This window comes from Desulfosediminicola flagellatus (genome assembly GCF_005116655.2).
GTDB lineage: Bacteria > Desulfobacterota > Desulfobulbia > Desulfobulbales > Desulfocapsaceae > Desulfopila > Desulfopila flagellata.
Genome location: NZ_CP050698.1, coordinates 3,065,663 through 3,081,497, shown reverse-complemented (window position 1 = coordinate 3,081,497; position 15,835 = coordinate 3,065,663). Strand labels below are relative to the sequence as shown.

Below are 15,835 nucleotides of genomic sequence, written 5' to 3'. Positions count from 1 at the left end.
ATATGCGAACCTTTAGCATTCCAGGTCATATTTAATCTGAAATGAGCCATAGTCTTTGGAACTTTTTCTGAAAAAAACTAATGAATTGTAGCTATCGGAAAGATAGTGGATTGTCTTAAAGTGTAGAAGATAAAAGTCTCTGAAGGAGATGAGAAAAATGTTAAGCCAGATATTAGAAGGAGTTCTCTCATATTTACCCGGAGTCGATCACTCAATGAAGGGTACTGGTGGAACTATATCCTCAAGATACTGCTATTCTGTCTGGTTGAGACATCTGGTGATGGCCAGAAAAAATGGTCTGTCAACTATTCCTCATGTTGTTGCAGAACTGGGCCCTGGAGACTCCATAGGGATAGGATTAGCTGCATTAATTTCCGGTTGCGATAAATACTATGCGCTCGACGTGGTAGAGCATGCGAATAGCGACTACAATGCCACAATCTTCGAGGAATTACTTGAACTGTTCAGGGATAGAGCTGATATCCCGGGTGAGGGTGAATTTCCAAGGGTCAAACCCTATTTGGACTCCTATGATTTTCCGCACGACCTTCTTAATGAGAAACATCTAGATTACTCTTTGCGACCTGAGCGAATTGCAAAAATAAGAAAAGCGATTGGAAATACAGAAAGTGATAACTCTTTCATTCAGTATAAGGTTCCTTGGGATGGCGATACTGTCATTGAGAGAGAAACCATTGATCTAGTTTACTCCCAAGCTGTTCTCGAGCATGTTGATGCCTTGTGGAACGCCTATGACTGCATGTATACATGGGTCAAGCCCGGTGGGATGATTTCACATCAGATAGATCTTAAATCCCACGCTACTGCGGAGACCTGGGATGGTCATTGGGGATACCCTGCTGTGGTATGGAAGATTATTAGAGGGAGAAGGCCGTTTTTGATTAATAGAGAGCCATTTTCTACTCACCGGGCGTTCTTGTCGCAAGCCGGATTTGAGGTGCTTTGTGAACGCACCTATGAACAGAGATCGACCTTGCAAAAGGACCGGTTGCCAGAGAAGTTTATGAAAATGACAGCTGAAGATCTTAGAACTGCAGGCGTTTTCGTTCAGGCCAGGAAGCCTCTTTGAGATGATATCCCTCACTTTAAACCGGCGTAAACCTTACCGTCGACAGTTGATATATTCTGTTCCAGAACAATATTGCGTACAGCTTTATGATTTTTACAAGCATTGATTATTTACTTTATCTCTCAACTGTTTTCCTCTTCTATTGGCTCAGTAGATCAAAGGATATTCAAAACGTCCTTTTACTTTTGGCCAGTTATTTTTTCTACGGATACATCCATCCCAAACTGTGTATTCTTCTGTTTGGGATGACAATCGTGAATTTTTTTTCGGCGATACTCATCGAACAATATAGTCGATACAGGAAATGGTTTCTTGCAACGAGTGTCGTCTCATGTTTAGCGGTTCTGGCGTATTTCAAGTACTACAATTTTTTTATTACCAACATCAATAAGGTTTTCTCTGAATTTGGATTTACGGTTGGTTTTACAGAGCTAAACATTATTCTGCCAGTTGGAATCTCATTTTACACCTTTCAGACGCTGAGCTATACAATTGATATTTACCGAGGCGAGCTGAAGGCCAGAAGAAATTTTATAGATTTTGCGCTTTTTGTCTCCTTTTTTCCCCAATTGGTTGCAGGGCCAATCGAAAGGGCAAAGAGGTTACTTCCGCAGATTGAAACGGCACGTAGATGGGATTTTCATTTCTTTGGCTCCGCATGGCCTCTTTTGATCAGGGGGGTTGTGAAAAAAATTGTTATTGCAGACAATGTAGCCATTTATGCAGATAAGGTTTTCATGCTAGAGCAACCGTCGTTACTTCTACTCACAGCAGGTACTTTGGCTTTCTCTGTTCAGATCTTTGCAGATTTTTCTGCCTATACCGATATTGCCAGAGGATCTGCGAGGCTACTGGGTTTCAAGCTTATCGAAAATTTTAATACCCCTTATCTGTCAATTTCTCCTTCAGATTTCTGGAGGCGCTGGCATATTTCTTTTTCCACCTGGATCAGGGATTACCTCTATATTCCGTTGGGTGGTTCACGCTCAAAAAATCCAGTAGTGTCGTTTTGGGTAATTGTTGCAACTATGTCTCTGTGCGGTTTGTGGCATGGTGCGGAGTGGAACTTTGTACTGTGGGGTACATACCATGGTTTGCTTATCTATCTCTATCGGCTTGTAGGCATTGGTTCCGCTTGGGTACCTGCCAACAGAGGTGTACGAATTGTTTCCTGTGCAGTCATGTTCCTGTTTATATGCTTTGGCTGGTGCTTGTTCCGAACAACCGATACCGGTTGGTTGTTTGCGGCTCTGATCACCAACCCAATAGCCGGGATATCAGGGGATTCCCTCTATGCAAGTGGGACGATTTTGATGTACGTACTCTTTTACCTTTCACCGCTGGTCTTGTTTGCCATGTTACCGAAAAAAAAGGATAGGGCCGGTCGAGTAGTAGCGGGGTGTGGATATGGATTTATCCTCATTTTTACCCTATTGTACTACGGTGAGGGTGGTCAGGATTTTATATATTTCCAGTTTTGATATGCGATCTTCATCTTATCTCATAACGATTATTGTAGCCCTGGTCGTGTTTATTTGCGCGAACATCTTTTTTGAAAAGACCCGTTTTGGACATTCGGGAGCAAACCATGAAACGTCCGAAATGAAGCGATACCTTGATGAAATTAAAACGTTGGGACCAGAGTTTGTGCTGATAGGCAATTCGATGCTGGGAGAAGGAATAGATCCAAACATCATAGCTAAAAAAACAGGTATGAAAGTAATGAAAATAGCTAGAGGCGGCTCCGCCTCAGCGTGGTGGTTCCTTACATTTAAGAATGTGGTTGTCGAGGCTGAGAAGGTACCCCGGACAGTTGTTTTCTTTTTCCGAGACTCTTTTCTTACTTTGCCTAAATACAGAACAGGAGGCAAGTATCTTCAGAGTATTCTCGAGATGTCCGGGAAAAGTGAACCAATAGTGGACAAGTTGGTTTTCGGTTCTTCTCTTAAAGGTAACCTGTTCAGGAATATCCCTCTTCTTGCCCGTAGGTTTGTCATACAGGAAAAGGTTGATGATCTGCTCAAAAATGTGCTTTTGGCCAGAGGTTTTGGACTTACCCCTGGTGAAGTTGATAAGTCGATAGGTAGAGAATTCAAAGAATCCAAAATGAATAAAGATCTGCTCAATAAGACTCAACTAGAGATGGAAAAGGTAGATACAAAAACTCTGCTAGATTTTGAAGATCAGCTTGAGATGTCTTTCCTGCCCTCAATTATTGACCTGGCAGCACAAAATGATATTCAACTTGTATTTGTCAGAGTAAAGCGAAGAAAAAACCTTCATGCCAGTGATGATCAAGATAAATTCGCAGATTACATTCAAAATCTCAAAATATACCTGAATGAGAAAGGCTGTATCCTGTTGGATTATACGGGTGATCCCGGCATAATGGAGTCACATTTTGGGGTTGGAGATCATTTAAATAGAACCAGCGGTAGAGAGTTATTTTCATCTTTGGTCGGGAAAGATCTAGACGCAATTATTACACAGTATAGTCGCTGATCTGGCGATGTGTCGTGCATTTGCTATCTCTTGAGCATGATTTTGGATAGCTCTTGAGTCATATGCTTATGTTTATCTTTATATGAGCACAGGAGGAAAGGTGGTTGATTCCATAAAAACTGTTTGTATGCTCATTTATAACTATTACCCTCTGCCTACAGGGGGGGCAGAACGGCAATGTAGGCTTCAGGCTAAAGAACTAGTCCGGTCTGGGTGCCGGTGCTTTGTGGTTACCGCTAAGGTTGGAAATGATTTACCGGGAAGGGAGATAGACCAAGGATGTGAGATTATCCGCGTACCTATTGTACAGCCGGTTATTGACCGATTGATTTCTATTAAAAACACCTTTAGTAAAGAGAAAAACTGCAGTCAGGAAAGTATGAGCCAAGTCAAAACCGGTATTGATGTGAAAGCCGGAGCACAAGTGGGAATATTGGCCATCGTTGTTCAGTGGATGAATACTCTCTGCTTTATTGTTACCTCCGGATGGTTTATTTACAGGAACAGGTCTGAAATTGATGTAATACATACCCATGTTGCTAGCTGGAATGCTGGTTTTGCAGGTTGGATTGGAAATATGCTAAATATACCAGTGGTTTGCAAGGCTGCATATCTCCCGCCATTTGATCAACTTTTGACTACAGTTCCATTTTCATCATTTTGGAGCAAATGGCGTAAAAAAACAAACTATATAGCGCTTGTGCCTGAAATGGCTCAGGCGCTTTATGATGAAGGTGTTGATGAAGCGAACGTGACGATTCTTCCTAATGGGGTTTTAATTCCGAGTGAAAGAGCACCGGTTGAGGATAATCGAACAGTCTTATACGTTGGTAATTTCTCGCAGGGGTCTGGTCATAAGGGGTTCGATACTCTCTTGAAATCTTGGGCAATAGTTTCAAAAAACGTTGCTGATGCCCATCTTGTTCTGGCGGGTGGTGGGGATCTGGGTAAATGGAAATCACTCGCGGAGAATCTGCAATGCATAAACACGGTGAGTTTTCTTGGGCACGTAGCAGATCTTGGACGGGTCTACATGGATGCAGGGATTTTCATATTGCCCTCTCGGGGGGAAGGAATGTCCAATGCTCTGTTAGAAGCTCATAGTTATGGAATACCAGCAGTAGTGTCAGATATTCCAGGGAATCGAGAAATTGTTCAAGATGGTGAGACCGGTTACATTGTTCCTGTTGATGCGCATGATGAATATGCTTCAGCTGTAATCGCTCTGCTTAGGGATCCGTCATTGCGATATAATTTTGGGATTAATGCCAGGGAACGAACGATAAACAAGTATTCAATAGAGAGAGTGGTTGAAGAGGTGAGGAAGACCTACCTAACGCTTTGTTGATATACGTTGTTAATCAATCACTCTGACAAAATTCGATCAATTGTACTTGATGATATACTTACTTTTCTAGAAAATAGTGCAATGCATATCGCTTTGCAATCATTATGACCATCAATCTACATGCACTAAAAGAAAACGAATAAAACTTGCTCCTTGCCGCCAACGTTGACGTTAGGAAAAAAAGATGAAAATATGTATGATAACATGGTCCTATTGGCCCGGTCTGGAAGGTGGTGCTGAGCGACAATGTAGAAAAGTTGTTAAGAACCTCGCTCGAAAGGGCGTGGAAAGTGTTGTTCTTACCAGTCTCTCAAGTTTTAAATTCAACAGACGATCCGAAGACGGGGAGACTATAGTTCTGAGGTATGGATGGTTATGTCCCTTGGCTGAATGGCTTCGACGCTTAATGTTACGGCTAGTAACTGCAAAAGGTGGAAGGTTCGAGACCGGATTGAGAGCATTGTTATTCTGGTTGATGCTACCTTTTGAGTGGCTTGCACGGTTGAGTTTCATTATAGACATCCTCCTCTTTTTCCCTCGCAATAATGATGGGATTGATTTGATCCATGTGCATGAGACAGCATGGTTAGCTGGTTTCGGGGGGTACCTTGGGAAAAAAAACGGTATCCCCGTTTATTGTAAAGTCAGAAATACTCCAGCATTAGACGTGATAGGCTATGATACTCCTTTTAGGTCCTTTTGGAGTCGGATGAGAACTGAGACAAGTTTTATAGCCCTCAACCCATATTTAAAAGAAGAACTTATTGTCGCCGGTATCCCGGAAAAAAGAATTAGCATCATACCTAATGGTGTTGACCTGCCGGACTTGTCAGCAAAAGAGAGTCAACCTGGGACAGTTTTGTATGTTGGTAATTTTTCACAAGGAGCATCACATAAGGGGTTTGATGTTCTTTTAAAGGGATGGTCTGAGATAGGCAAGGTCAATCCCGAAGCGCATCTCATTCTCGTTGGCGGAGGGGATTATAATGGATGGTTGGCACGAGCAAAGATATATGGTTGTGAAAACTCTCTTACTTTCACTGGTTCGGTGGAAGATCCTGCACGATATTATCAGCAAGCCAGCGTTTTTCTCCTTCCATCAAGGCATGAGGGGATGTCAAATGCTCTTCTTGAGGCCCAGAGTTGGGGACTTGCATGTGTTGTATCAGATATTCCAGCCAACCTTGCCGTAGTCGATGATGGGGTTAATGGGATAACCTTTCCGGTAGGAAATTCATGTAAATTGGCAGAAATGACCACTAAAATCTTAAGTGATGAAAAGTTGAAAATCCAGCTTGGTGAAAATGCAAGGCACAAAGCTGAGATGGACTTTGATATAGAAAAGATCGTAGATCAACTTATATCACTCTATATGTTAGCAATTGAAAAAAAGGATTTCGCTTGAAAATCTTATTTCACTGTTGGGAATATCCGCCTCGTGGGTCTGGAATCGGCAGTTATATCTTTCATATGACACAGGCTTTTCAGTCGCTTGACTGCTATACTGTGGTTGTTACCAGCCATGGAGATGAAGGGAAATCGAGAGAAGAATTTAATAACGGAGTTATTTATAGATATTATAAGATCGAGGACATTGGTAAGCCTTTTGTTTCAGAACTTGTAAGAACGCTGGCTGAGAAACATCAAGTAGACTGGATTGAGGGTGCAGACCACCTTGGTGAGTCTGCCGGTTTGTTTGGTTTAAATCTTAGAGGAATTCCTGTTATTATCAAAGCTCATTATAACGATGTTTTGAAGCGATCAAGATATGGCCATGTATATTATTCATGGCAAAAGTATCTGATTGGACTAGCTTGTATTCGTAATCGGAGATGTTTGAGGCGTGAATCAGATAGTTTAAAAAAAGCAGCCGTTCTTATTTCTCCCTGCGAGCGATTCTTGACCGAAATGGAAGAACAGGGTGTCAGTCTTCCTGATAAACGTTGGGTTATACCTAATCCAATCTCACCAATTGAGAAAGTTACCCACAGGGAAGCGACAGACCCGACTTTATTGCTTGTTGGACGAATTGATATAGGTAAGGGGATAGCGCATTTGTCCAAAATGATAGAAAAGTTGAAAAAGAAATTCCCTAACCTGAAAATAGAGATCGCTGGTGAAGATAGTTATGCTCGATTCCTTGGTTCTACACGAAAATGGTTGATAGGCAAACTTGGCGTAAATGTCGCTCATATTAAATTCCTTGGTCATCTTGATCGCAAAAATCTCGAAAGAGCATATTCACGTGCCTGGGTTGTTATTGTTCCTTCAGGGTGGGATACATTCCCGACAGTAGTTTTAGAATCTATGGTAAGGGGAGTACCTGTTGTAGCCAGCCCAAATGGCGGGATGGCTGAAATGTTGGAAGGCACTCTCAACCCCATTGCCGACCCGGTTACCATGCAGTTTGCATCTGAACTGGAAATTCTATTGAGCAATAAGTCGTTAAGAAAACAAGTCGGATTATCAGGACGAGATAAAGCTCTATCCGCATATGACCCATTGGTTATTGCCAGGAATTATATTGATAAAGTAGATAGTCTTAAAGCCTCAATGTGAAATTAGCTAGTAAAGGATTTATTTTGAAGATTGACTATAGTCATTTAGTTACAGCGTGCCTCGTGGTGCATAACGAGGAAAAAATCATTGAGAGATGCCTGAAAAGTATAAAGCAGGTGACCAATTCAATAATTGTCGTTCATGATGGGCCATGTGAGGATAACACTTTAACTATATGCAGGAAGTATGGCTGTATGGTCAAAGAGAGGAAGCATGTAGGGATGTGTGAGGGTCACAGGGTATGGACGTATTTTAATGCTAAAAATAAGTGGGTATTACAGATTGATGCTGATGAATTTCTTTCTGAAGAACTTATTGAAAATATTAAGGACCTCGTAACAGACGACACTGTTGCATGTTATGAGTTTCTTTGGCCGTATTGGGACGGTTTTAAGTACAGGACAAAAAACTGGCCGAACAAAAAAGCACTTTTTCAAAAGGACAGGGTGTCATATATCGGCTTTCCTCACGAGGAAGTGCGTGTAGAAGGAAAAGTCAAGAAGGTTCCATATCTGCTGGAGCATAGACCAGAATATGATAATTTTAATTTTAGAACTCTTTTTACCAAACATAAAAAATGGATAAAAATTCATGCGCAATATCATCTGGCTGACCCTAGCAAATTAGAGTATTATCCTGTTGAAGATATCGAACTTAAACCACACTATTCAGCAATCACTCGGTTCCCAAGATTGATGGCCCCTTTCATTTTCACCTATCATTTTGCTGGATTAATGTTTTTAGGGGGCGGGAAGGAAGGACGAATCGGCATTCGAAATTCATTCATGCAAGCCACGTATTATTTCTTGCTATGTCTTGAAATCAGTAGGCAGAAAAGAGAAATGTAATTTGTGAGAATCAACAGTTTGTATAGAGCTGAAATGTGTAAAAAAATACGTATTACCTTTAAAGATCAGCCACATGCAATTACGTTGAAATTGTTAGAAGTCAGGCATGCTGTCGTGTTGTGGACGCTGACAGCAGGTTGAAATGTATTGGTGTCGCCAATCATAGCAATTAGTTTTCAGTTCAGCATAGACATTACACCTTGTTCCTCAAGCGTCACACTTCAAAGCTGAAGATTAGTTGCAATCAGTAAATAATGTGAATTCTCTTTGTTGATGCACATTGTAACTGTTATTTCCAAATAATTATTTGATTACCACCGAAAACTAACCACATGAAGTGAGGCGATAGGAGTGAGGAGTCTACAGCATCATTCGGCAAATTATCTCAAATCTGTTGTGAAATAAGATGATTACTGTGTGTGAATGTTTTCCTGTTCATTACACCTTACACCTCTCTCCTCACCGTTCAAAATTGAGGATTAGGGGCAATCACCTTTCCACCCGGTGCATAGGCAAAATACATGACTATCAGAGTCGCTATAAATGCTATGTGTTACAATTATGATAGTTAGAAGAAAATAATTATGAGTAAATATGTAATACTTGTAGTTCCAATTATATTTTCAACTACAGCGCAATTACTTATTAAAGTTGCATCACAAAAACCTTATAGCTCATTTGGTTGGTTCTGCTTTATTGCTCTCAGTTTGGTTTCATATGTATTATCATTTGTGTTTTATTCAGTTGCTGTTAGGTACTTCCCAATAAGTGTTGCCAGCACTGTTAATACAGTGTCTGTCATGCTGTTGGTTATAATCTTTGGTGTAGTACTATGGAGTGAGTCTTTAAGTGTTACTCAGATACTTGGTATATGCTTAGGTTTTGTGTCAGTGGCTTTGATTCTTTATAAGTAAGTTGATATTTGATTACTCCTGACAGTTACTTTGTATAAATTCGGGTATAAGGAGTGAGGCGTGAAGAAACAACTACTCTTGCTGATGCAGTATGATTAATGCATTGGAAATACGGTAAGATTGGATAGTTGAGTTTTGGAAGGTTGTATACTCGTAATCCTTTATCTGATTACCCACAAAGCTCAGCCACTCTTATAAGCTTTTGTGGCATCGGTGGAGTTCTTAGAGCCACGTAAGTGAATCTGGGTAGCAGCTGTCGCAGATCAAACCTGCGATTGAAACGATAACAAAATTCAGCTAGGTATCGCCCAAAGTGTTTTTTGCTGATTGCGTGGAATGTACCATGGAATGACCTCTTAACGTTGCCGATGATAGTATTAACCCACTTGAAATCAGCAATTTTAACACTTTCAGGTCCACCTCCAGTGATAATTACTTTGTGAGAAAAACCTGCATCATCAAGGCCTTCAAAACCGAGAAGGCCGTCGGTGACAACTTCGCTGCCATTACAAAGATGTTTAGCTGCCCAATCAATGATAGCTTTCTTTGTAAAGGAGGCAACTTGGCTAAAACGCATATGAAGTGGATGACCATTCTCATTCGTCGAAACTGCAGCAACAAAAGGTATTTTGTCTGTTGCCCCGCGGCCTCTGCGACCATCACGTTTTTTGCCGCCCCAATAAGCGTCGTCAACTTGTACAAGGGTTGCTGAAATAGGTTTTGAATCGTCTCGTTCTTTCATAACCTGTTGTATTTTATGCTTGATCAATAAGGCTGTATTATAAGAGACACCAACAGTTCTCTTCAAACTCAGAGCGGAGATGCTAATTTTAGATTGTGTGACAAGATAAATACTGAAAAACCAAGTAGTCAACGGCAACTTAGTCGAGTCAAAAATCGTTCTGGCAGTCACTGAAACCTGAGATCGGCATCTGTTACACTGCATGAGTTTTCTTGATTTTAAGGTGCAATAGCGATCGTGGCCACATTCTGGACATTTAAATCCATTAGGCCAACGCCATCTGAAAAGTGCTTGATAGCACTGTTCTTCAGAACCGTATTTTGAGATAAACTCTTGCAAGCTGAGACCTGGTTGGAACTGGATTGAATTTTTCGCCATATTTACCTCCATTTGTTTAGTGGTATGGAGGTAGTGTAACAGGACAGGGTACTCATATAGTGATACCCCTAAAAAAATAGCTGAGCTTTATACGTAATCAGAATCCTTTATGTATATCGTCTCAATATACTAGCTGGATAGTATTGATAATCAGCGTTCAACCAAGTGCGCCATGTCACATTTTAAGACTGTCAGAATCATTATGAATATAATTCGTAGCTATTTTATAGTTAGAAAAAAATATTAATAGTCAACCTGATTAGCCGACATTAAACCTAAAGTTCCTATGTAGCAATATGTTGTAATTGTATTGCTTTCTGACAATGTTTAGGTCGGTTATGTAAAGCACGAATTAATATATTTAACCAACGAATATATATGGGGAGCATGTTCTGATATATTATGAATTGTGATACTGTAGAAATATCAATTGTTATACCTGTCTATAACGAACAGGATAATGTTAATTCACTTGTCTGTTCTCTTATAGATGTATTAGATAAATATAATAGCTATGAGATTATATTTGTGAATGATGGTAGTAAAGATGATACTTTAAATGTGTTGAAGGATATTTGTAAGAAAATTAATAATGTATTTTATATTTCGTTGTCGCGTAATTTTGGGCACCAGAATGCTTTGAGAGCTGGCATCGAAAAAACCTCTGGGAAAATCGTTATTTCAATGGATGGAGATCATCAGCATCCTCCTTATATCATAGATGAAATGATGAATAAATGGAATGAAGGGTACGATATAGTAAGTACTATACGTGATGATAGTTATAATGTGTCATTATTTAAAAGACATACATCTTCTATGTTTTACAAAATTTTAAGTAAAATTTCAGATGTTAATTTAAAAAACGGATCTGCGGATTTTCGGTTGTTTGATAGAAAGGTTGTTGATGTACTTGTTAGGTTTCAAGAACGATCTATTTTTTATAGAGGGGTTTTTACATGGCTAGGATTTAAGCAATTTGAACTCACATATATTCCAGAAAAACGTATGAGCGGTGGGAGTAAGTACACTCTACGGAAAATGGTTGGATTGGCTGTAGATGGGATCTCGTCGTTTAGTTTTTTTCCTCTTCGCTTAGCCGCGTTGGTAGGAATAAGCATTGCCTTTGTAAGTTTTATTTATGTTCTATACGCATTTTATGTGAAAATTTTCACAAATCATGCGGTTTCTGGATGGTTTTCAATAATGGCTGGAATATATTTTCTTGGAGGAATTCAATTGTTGTTTTTAGGGATGTGTGGCGAGTATATAGGTCGAATATATATGGAAGTGAAGGGGCGCCCAAACTATATAATAGCTGATTCAAATATCAAATAATCATGACTTTGTGTTAGGTGTGTAATACTAGACAATAATGCTAAATATAATGTTTAATAACTATAAATTTATTCCTTTTATGTTGGTCGTGGCATTGTCTTGTATGAGCGTATTCTGGTTCAATGATTTTGCCATTAAAAACGAGTTAGCATATAGACAATTGGCAAATGGGTGGGTTTCAATTTACCCTGATATTCATATGGATGAATCTCTTTCAGTAATTGAAAAAATCAAGAATGTTATTGAAGAAGATATTGTCCATGGCAGATTCAGACCAGCTTTTTTCACGTATATTTCAGCCTCATATATGATTTCACCCGTAGTTCATAATAGACTTTCTGAAATGCCGGGAAGATCATATAAAGAACTTATGACTGGTGATTTGAGAATATTCTCATACATCTTGCTTGTAAGTATTGCGCTATCGATGGTTTTGATGGCTCATTTGATATTTAGACTTACTGGGTCAATTATTTTTAGTATAATACCAATATTTTTTATTCCTTTATCCCCCTCATTGACAGAAAATCTTCTCCAGAATTATATAGATAGTCAGGAAATTCCTTTGATGTTATGGCTATCGGTTTGGATTTATTCATTCTTTGTTTTTTTAAATGCCAATTTTAAATCCCCTGGTAGAACCAGTGCTTTAGTTGTTTCACTCCTCTCGTTATTACTTCTTTTTCTAACAAAAGAAACAGCAGTTGTTCTCGTAGGCGGTCATTTTATCTTATTGTTATTGATGTATATGTTTAAGAAAGTGGACTTGGCCAATTTCCCTATATATAATGTTCGTTTTTTGTGGGTTACCCTGCTTTCCAGTGCAATGTTAGCCTTAAGTGTTGTTTTGATAACCTCAATGAATAAATCCGGGTATGCTAATGCATATCATCTTGATTTTTCTAAATTAGTACAATCAATTAAAAAGTTGTGGACATGTACTACCCAATATTCCCTTAATCACTATTTTTCCTATACTCCAGTTTGCGTTGCCTTAGTTCTTCTTGTGGCAAAGAGAAGGGAAAAGTTTAATGATATATCAGTTTATAATCATTTACTCTTTTTTGTGTTATTGCTGTCATTATCAATAGGTTTTTTTCTAATACTTATTCCTTGGGATCCTGTTTTGACAAAATACACTTATCCCAGTGTATTCCTTTTTTCTTTTCTAGTGTCATATTCTTTATCTGTGGTTTATTGTTGGGCGAAAACTCTTCCTGGAAAATATATTAAAGTAGCGGTTTTGAGTTATTCATTTGTGTATATTTATATGTTTTTCACCATATTGCCTGCCGCTGCAAGTATGAGGGACTATTCTACTGAAGTAGCTAATTATGGAATTGAAACCATTCATGATTTATCCAACAATATGGATAATGATATTCTGAGATCAGGACGAACACTTTCAAAAATACTTTTTGTATGTGAGGAAGGCAACGAATGGCATAATCCACTCCAATTGCATTATCTTCACTTGGCGAGATACATTAATTTCAACAAACATTATAATATAAACGCGAAAAATGGTCAGGTAATTGAAAACATAAAGATGCCGAAGGGTGAATTAACATCTTTTAAAAGATACAATGGTAATCCAGGAGTTTACATTTCTACAAAGATAACAGACCTGGATAAATATTTATTTAACAGTCTTTATGTGGCACATTTAAACAACAAGCAACCTGAAGAACGTATTACATCTAGTATTAGTGAATATGTTTTAACGCCAGATTGCATCACGTATCACAGAAAACCACATTTTGAATCATTTAGTATTTATAAATATCTTCCAGTGGTCCAACCATAACGTATAATGTGTCTGGAGAAAATAGGTAAATACATGAATAAAACAAATGTTTTTATCGTCATAGCTGCATACAACGAAGAAATGGTTATCGAAGATGTAATTGATGAAATACAACATCACAATTACCATAATATTGTAGTTGTAGATGATGGCAGCAAGGATTTCACGTTCGATAAATCAAAAAAGAAAGGTGTTATAGCGTTACGTCATAGGATTAATCGAGGTAAAGGAGCTGCCGTAAAAACAGGTATTGTTGCGGCAAACAGATTAGGTGCGGATGTCATTGTTACTATTGATGGTGATGGTCAACATGATCCATCCGACATAAAAAACCTTACTGAACCAATAATCTGTGAAAATATAGAAGTAGTCTTAGGGGTTAGGCGGAAGATAAAAGGAGAGATGCCTTACATTAAAATTATTGCAAATAAAATTGGAAACCTTGTAACATTTTTATTGTACGGTATTCACGTATCAGATAGTCAATCCGGATATCGTGCCTATTCAAGATATGCCGCAAAAATTATTGACACGAAAGCTGATAAATACGAGTACGATAGTAAAGTTATTCGTGAAATCAATAACAACAGATTATCTTTTAAAGAAGTTCCAATTCAGGTAAGGTACACTGAATACTCTATGGGTAAAGCGCAAAAACAAGGTTTTATTAACGGTTTGAAAACAATGTTCCGGATGATTTGGGGTATGATAGTTTAACAATATAGTATATGGGTCAATATTAAATGAAAATACAACTGTATCAGATTGTCGTATTATGTGTTTCATCTGTGATGCTGTTTCACGGAACTAAAAAATATATGAAAAGAGAAACCGGACAAACGTTTTTGAAATTTATTGTTCGTTTTTTTGTATGGGGTGGTATGGCTATAATTGCTGTTTATCCAAATGTAACGGAAATATTAGCGAAGATTCTAGGTTTCAGGGAAAATATTAATGCTGTTATTATTATAGGATTTGTATTTGTTTTTATGCTCATTTTTAAACTACTTTCGGCAATTGAAAAAATTGAGCAAAATGTTTCAGAACTTACACGTCGAGAAGCTTTATCGCATCTTGATGATACCATGGAGGAAAAAATCGGAGAAAAAGATATTTGAGGTTGGGAGTTTAATGAAGAAAGAGATGCTTTATTTCAACAGGAATAAAGTTGGTTTACTACTGAATTTAATGTTATTTTTCAACTATACTCTCCTCATTACTGATTCTGTTTTTATGGTAAGCTTCTCTTAAAATATGTCGTCGAGTAACTGTTTTAATTCGCAAATATTAGCAATTGTATAGTTGGGAGTTGGAATAGGCTCTGTAAAAGTATTTTTAGGGTTGACCCAGACGCTCTTTATTCCAAAATCATTTGCTCCTTTAATATCCGTTTCTAGTTTATCTCCGACATGAATTGCTTCAGAAGGCTTACATTTGGCTTTTTGACATGCCAGTTCAAAAATAGAAGAGTGAGGCTTTTCATATTTCAATGTTCCTCCTAAAATGATCTCATGGACATGCTCAATCATTGCCACCTTTTTAATTTTTGGCTCTTGAGAAAAGAGTGGACCATTGCTAACTACAATAAGCCTGTAACGGTGCTTGAGTTCCCTGAGCATATCACCTGCTCTAGGGAAAAAAGAAAAGTGTTTGATCCTCAGATCCATGAATAAATTTGTATATAAAATTAACTCGCTCCATTTTAATTTAATATCTGTCAAATCATTTATTGTTTTTTCAAGGAGTTTGGCTCTGTATTCTATTTCAGAATCTTTGGGCCCTTTTTGCCAACCTTGTAAGTGTCGATTTTTACCATAAATTACATTAAGATAATACTCGCCTATTTCCATGGCGATATTACTTTGAAATTCAGATCTTAGGGCTTCTTGAAAGTCTGTCAGTGCTAATTTATCAGCACGTTCGGTGTCACAGAGAGTGTGATCCATATCGAGAAAAATCGCTTGAATTGCCATTACTCATGTACTCCAGTAAAAATTTGAGTATGTTGATCATTTAATAGACGCTATGTAACATATGCTTCTTCGAAAAGGTATAGGTAACGTGTCGAACCCTACCATGATGGTAGGAGTAATAGAGCTATAGATTATTTAGCCCGACACAAAAAGAGATATTATTAAATGTGTTCGAATGACAGTAAGTAGTCGGTGTCCAATAACTGGCAACGGTCTACAGTATATAAGGAAATACTAAATTCTATATGCTACTACAGTCTATCTGAATCGCTTTGAATTTTCAACTTTAGCTAATGAGCTAGTTTTGGAATATGTGCATAATTTGGATTACAACGC

Annotated in this window: 14 protein-coding genes; 12 read left to right on the top strand and 2 right to left on the bottom strand. The window is 38.3% G+C overall.

Annotated elements, in window-relative coordinates; all coding sequences use genetic code 11:
- Positions 1-157: 157 nt before the first annotated feature.
- The 8 genes from FCL46_RS12845 to FCL46_RS12810 all read left to right on the top strand — a co-directional run bounded on the left by FCL46_RS12845 (position 158) and on the right by FCL46_RS12810 (position 9,261).
- Positions 158-1,090: a class I SAM-dependent methyltransferase gene (locus FCL46_RS12845; protein WP_167506102.1), complete on the top strand. Its 933-nt coding sequence runs from the start codon at positions 158-160 to the stop codon at positions 1,088-1,090.
- 254 nt (positions 1,091-1,344) lie between these two features.
- A complete protein-coding gene (locus FCL46_RS12840; protein ID WP_167506103.1) occupies positions 1,345-2,571 on the top strand; it encodes an MBOAT family O-acyltransferase in 1,227 nt (408 codons plus the stop codon).
- 1 nt (position 2,572) lies between these two features.
- The gene (locus FCL46_RS12835) at positions 2,573-3,592 is read left to right on the top strand and encodes a hypothetical protein (RefSeq protein WP_136810731.1); all 1,020 of its coding nucleotides are present in this window, start codon (positions 2,573-2,575) and stop codon (positions 3,590-3,592) included.
- A gap of 100 nt (positions 3,593-3,692) precedes the next feature.
- The gene (locus tag FCL46_RS12830) at positions 3,693-4,940 is read left to right on the top strand and encodes a glycosyltransferase family 4 protein (protein WP_167506104.1); all 1,248 of its coding nucleotides are present in this window, start codon (positions 3,693-3,695) and stop codon (positions 4,938-4,940) included.
- Between the two features lie 184 nt (positions 4,941-5,124).
- A complete protein-coding gene (locus FCL46_RS12825) occupies positions 5,125-6,345 on the top strand; it encodes a glycosyltransferase family 4 protein (RefSeq protein WP_136810733.1) in 1,221 nt (406 codons plus the stop codon).
- Entirely contained in the window at positions 6,342-7,499 is a 1,158-nt protein-coding gene (locus FCL46_RS12820; protein WP_136810734.1) for a glycosyltransferase family 4 protein, read from the top strand. The genes FCL46_RS12825 and FCL46_RS12820 overlap by 4 nt, the downstream gene beginning before the upstream one ends.
- 23 nt (positions 7,500-7,522) lie before the next feature.
- Positions 7,523-8,347 (top strand): glycosyltransferase, encoded by an 825-nt coding sequence (locus FCL46_RS12815; RefSeq protein ID WP_167506105.1) that lies wholly within the window; start codon positions 7,523-7,525, stop codon positions 8,345-8,347.
- Between the two features lie 584 nt (positions 8,348-8,931).
- Positions 8,932-9,261 carry an SMR family transporter gene (locus FCL46_RS12810; RefSeq protein WP_136810736.1) on the top strand — a complete coding sequence of 110 codons (330 nt, stop codon included), beginning with the start codon at positions 8,932-8,934 and terminating at the stop codon, positions 9,259-9,261.
- 169 nt (positions 9,262-9,430) lie between these two features.
- On the opposite strand, the gene FCL46_RS12805 is transcribed toward FCL46_RS12810, so the two are convergent.
- The gene (locus tag FCL46_RS12805; RefSeq protein ID WP_136806938.1) at positions 9,431-10,381 is read right to left on the bottom strand and encodes an IS1595 family transposase; all 951 of its coding nucleotides are present in this window, start codon (positions 10,379-10,381) and stop codon (positions 9,431-9,433) included.
- A gap of 402 nt (positions 10,382-10,783) precedes the next feature.
- Here FCL46_RS12805 and FCL46_RS12800 point away from each other — a divergent pair, with 402 nt between their 5' ends.
- The 4 genes from FCL46_RS12800 to FCL46_RS12785 are packed head-to-tail and all read left to right on the top strand — an operon-like array spanning position 10,784 to position 14,644.
- On the top strand, positions 10,784-11,719 hold the full coding sequence (locus FCL46_RS12800) for a glycosyltransferase family 2 protein (RefSeq protein ID WP_136810866.1): 936 nt from the start codon (positions 10,784-10,786) through the stop codon (positions 11,717-11,719).
- A 49-nt stretch (positions 11,720-11,768) separates the two neighbouring features.
- On the top strand, positions 11,769-13,526 hold the full coding sequence (locus FCL46_RS12795) for a hypothetical protein (RefSeq protein ID WP_136810865.1): 1,758 nt from the start codon (positions 11,769-11,771) through the stop codon (positions 13,524-13,526).
- A gap of 33 nt (positions 13,527-13,559) precedes the next feature.
- The gene (locus FCL46_RS12790; protein WP_167506115.1) at positions 13,560-14,243 is read left to right on the top strand and encodes a glycosyltransferase family 2 protein; all 684 of its coding nucleotides are present in this window, start codon (positions 13,560-13,562) and stop codon (positions 14,241-14,243) included.
- A gap of 26 nt (positions 14,244-14,269) precedes the next feature.
- Positions 14,270-14,644 (top strand): DUF2304 domain-containing protein, encoded by a 375-nt coding sequence (locus FCL46_RS12785; RefSeq protein WP_136810863.1) that lies wholly within the window; start codon positions 14,270-14,272, stop codon positions 14,642-14,644.
- 129 nt (positions 14,645-14,773) lie between these two features.
- On the opposite strand, the gene FCL46_RS12780 is transcribed toward FCL46_RS12785, so the two are convergent.
- Complete coding sequence (locus tag FCL46_RS12780; protein WP_136810862.1) at positions 14,774-15,499, bottom strand: HAD family hydrolase; 726 nt, start codon at positions 15,497-15,499, stop codon at positions 14,774-14,776.
- Positions 15,500-15,835 lie beyond the last annotated feature (336 nt).

What these genes read in the sequence shown, in the direction of transcription:
- FCL46_RS12845 (WP_167506102.1), top strand. Translation starts at nt 158, where the DNA reads ATGTTAAGCCAGATATTAGAAGGAGTTCTCTCATATTTACCCGGAGTC.
- FCL46_RS12835 (WP_136810731.1), top strand. Translation starts at nt 2,573, where the DNA reads ATGCGATCTTCATCTTATCTCATAACGATTATTGTAGCCCTGGTCGTG.
- FCL46_RS12825 (WP_136810733.1), top strand. Translation starts at nt 5,125, where the DNA reads ATGAAAATATGTATGATAACATGGTCCTATTGGCCCGGTCTGGAAGGT.
- FCL46_RS12810 (WP_136810736.1), top strand. Translation starts at nt 8,932, where the DNA reads ATGAGTAAATATGTAATACTTGTAGTTCCAATTATATTTTCAACTACA.
- FCL46_RS12805 (WP_136806938.1), bottom strand. Translation starts at nt 10,381, where the DNA reads ATGGCGAAAAATTCAATCCAGTTCCAACCAGGTCTCAGCTTGCAAGAG.
- FCL46_RS12800 (WP_136810866.1), top strand. Translation starts at nt 10,784, where the DNA reads ATGAATTGTGATACTGTAGAAATATCAATTGTTATACCTGTCTATAAC.
- FCL46_RS12795 (WP_136810865.1), top strand. Translation starts at nt 11,769, where the DNA reads ATGTTTAATAACTATAAATTTATTCCTTTTATGTTGGTCGTGGCATTG.
- FCL46_RS12790 (WP_167506115.1), top strand. Translation starts at nt 13,560, where the DNA reads ATGAATAAAACAAATGTTTTTATCGTCATAGCTGCATACAACGAAGAA.
- FCL46_RS12785 (WP_136810863.1), top strand. Translation starts at nt 14,270, where the DNA reads ATGAAAATACAACTGTATCAGATTGTCGTATTATGTGTTTCATCTGTG.
- FCL46_RS12780 (WP_136810862.1), bottom strand. Translation starts at nt 15,499, where the DNA reads ATGGCAATTCAAGCGATTTTTCTCGATATGGATCACACTCTCTGTGAC.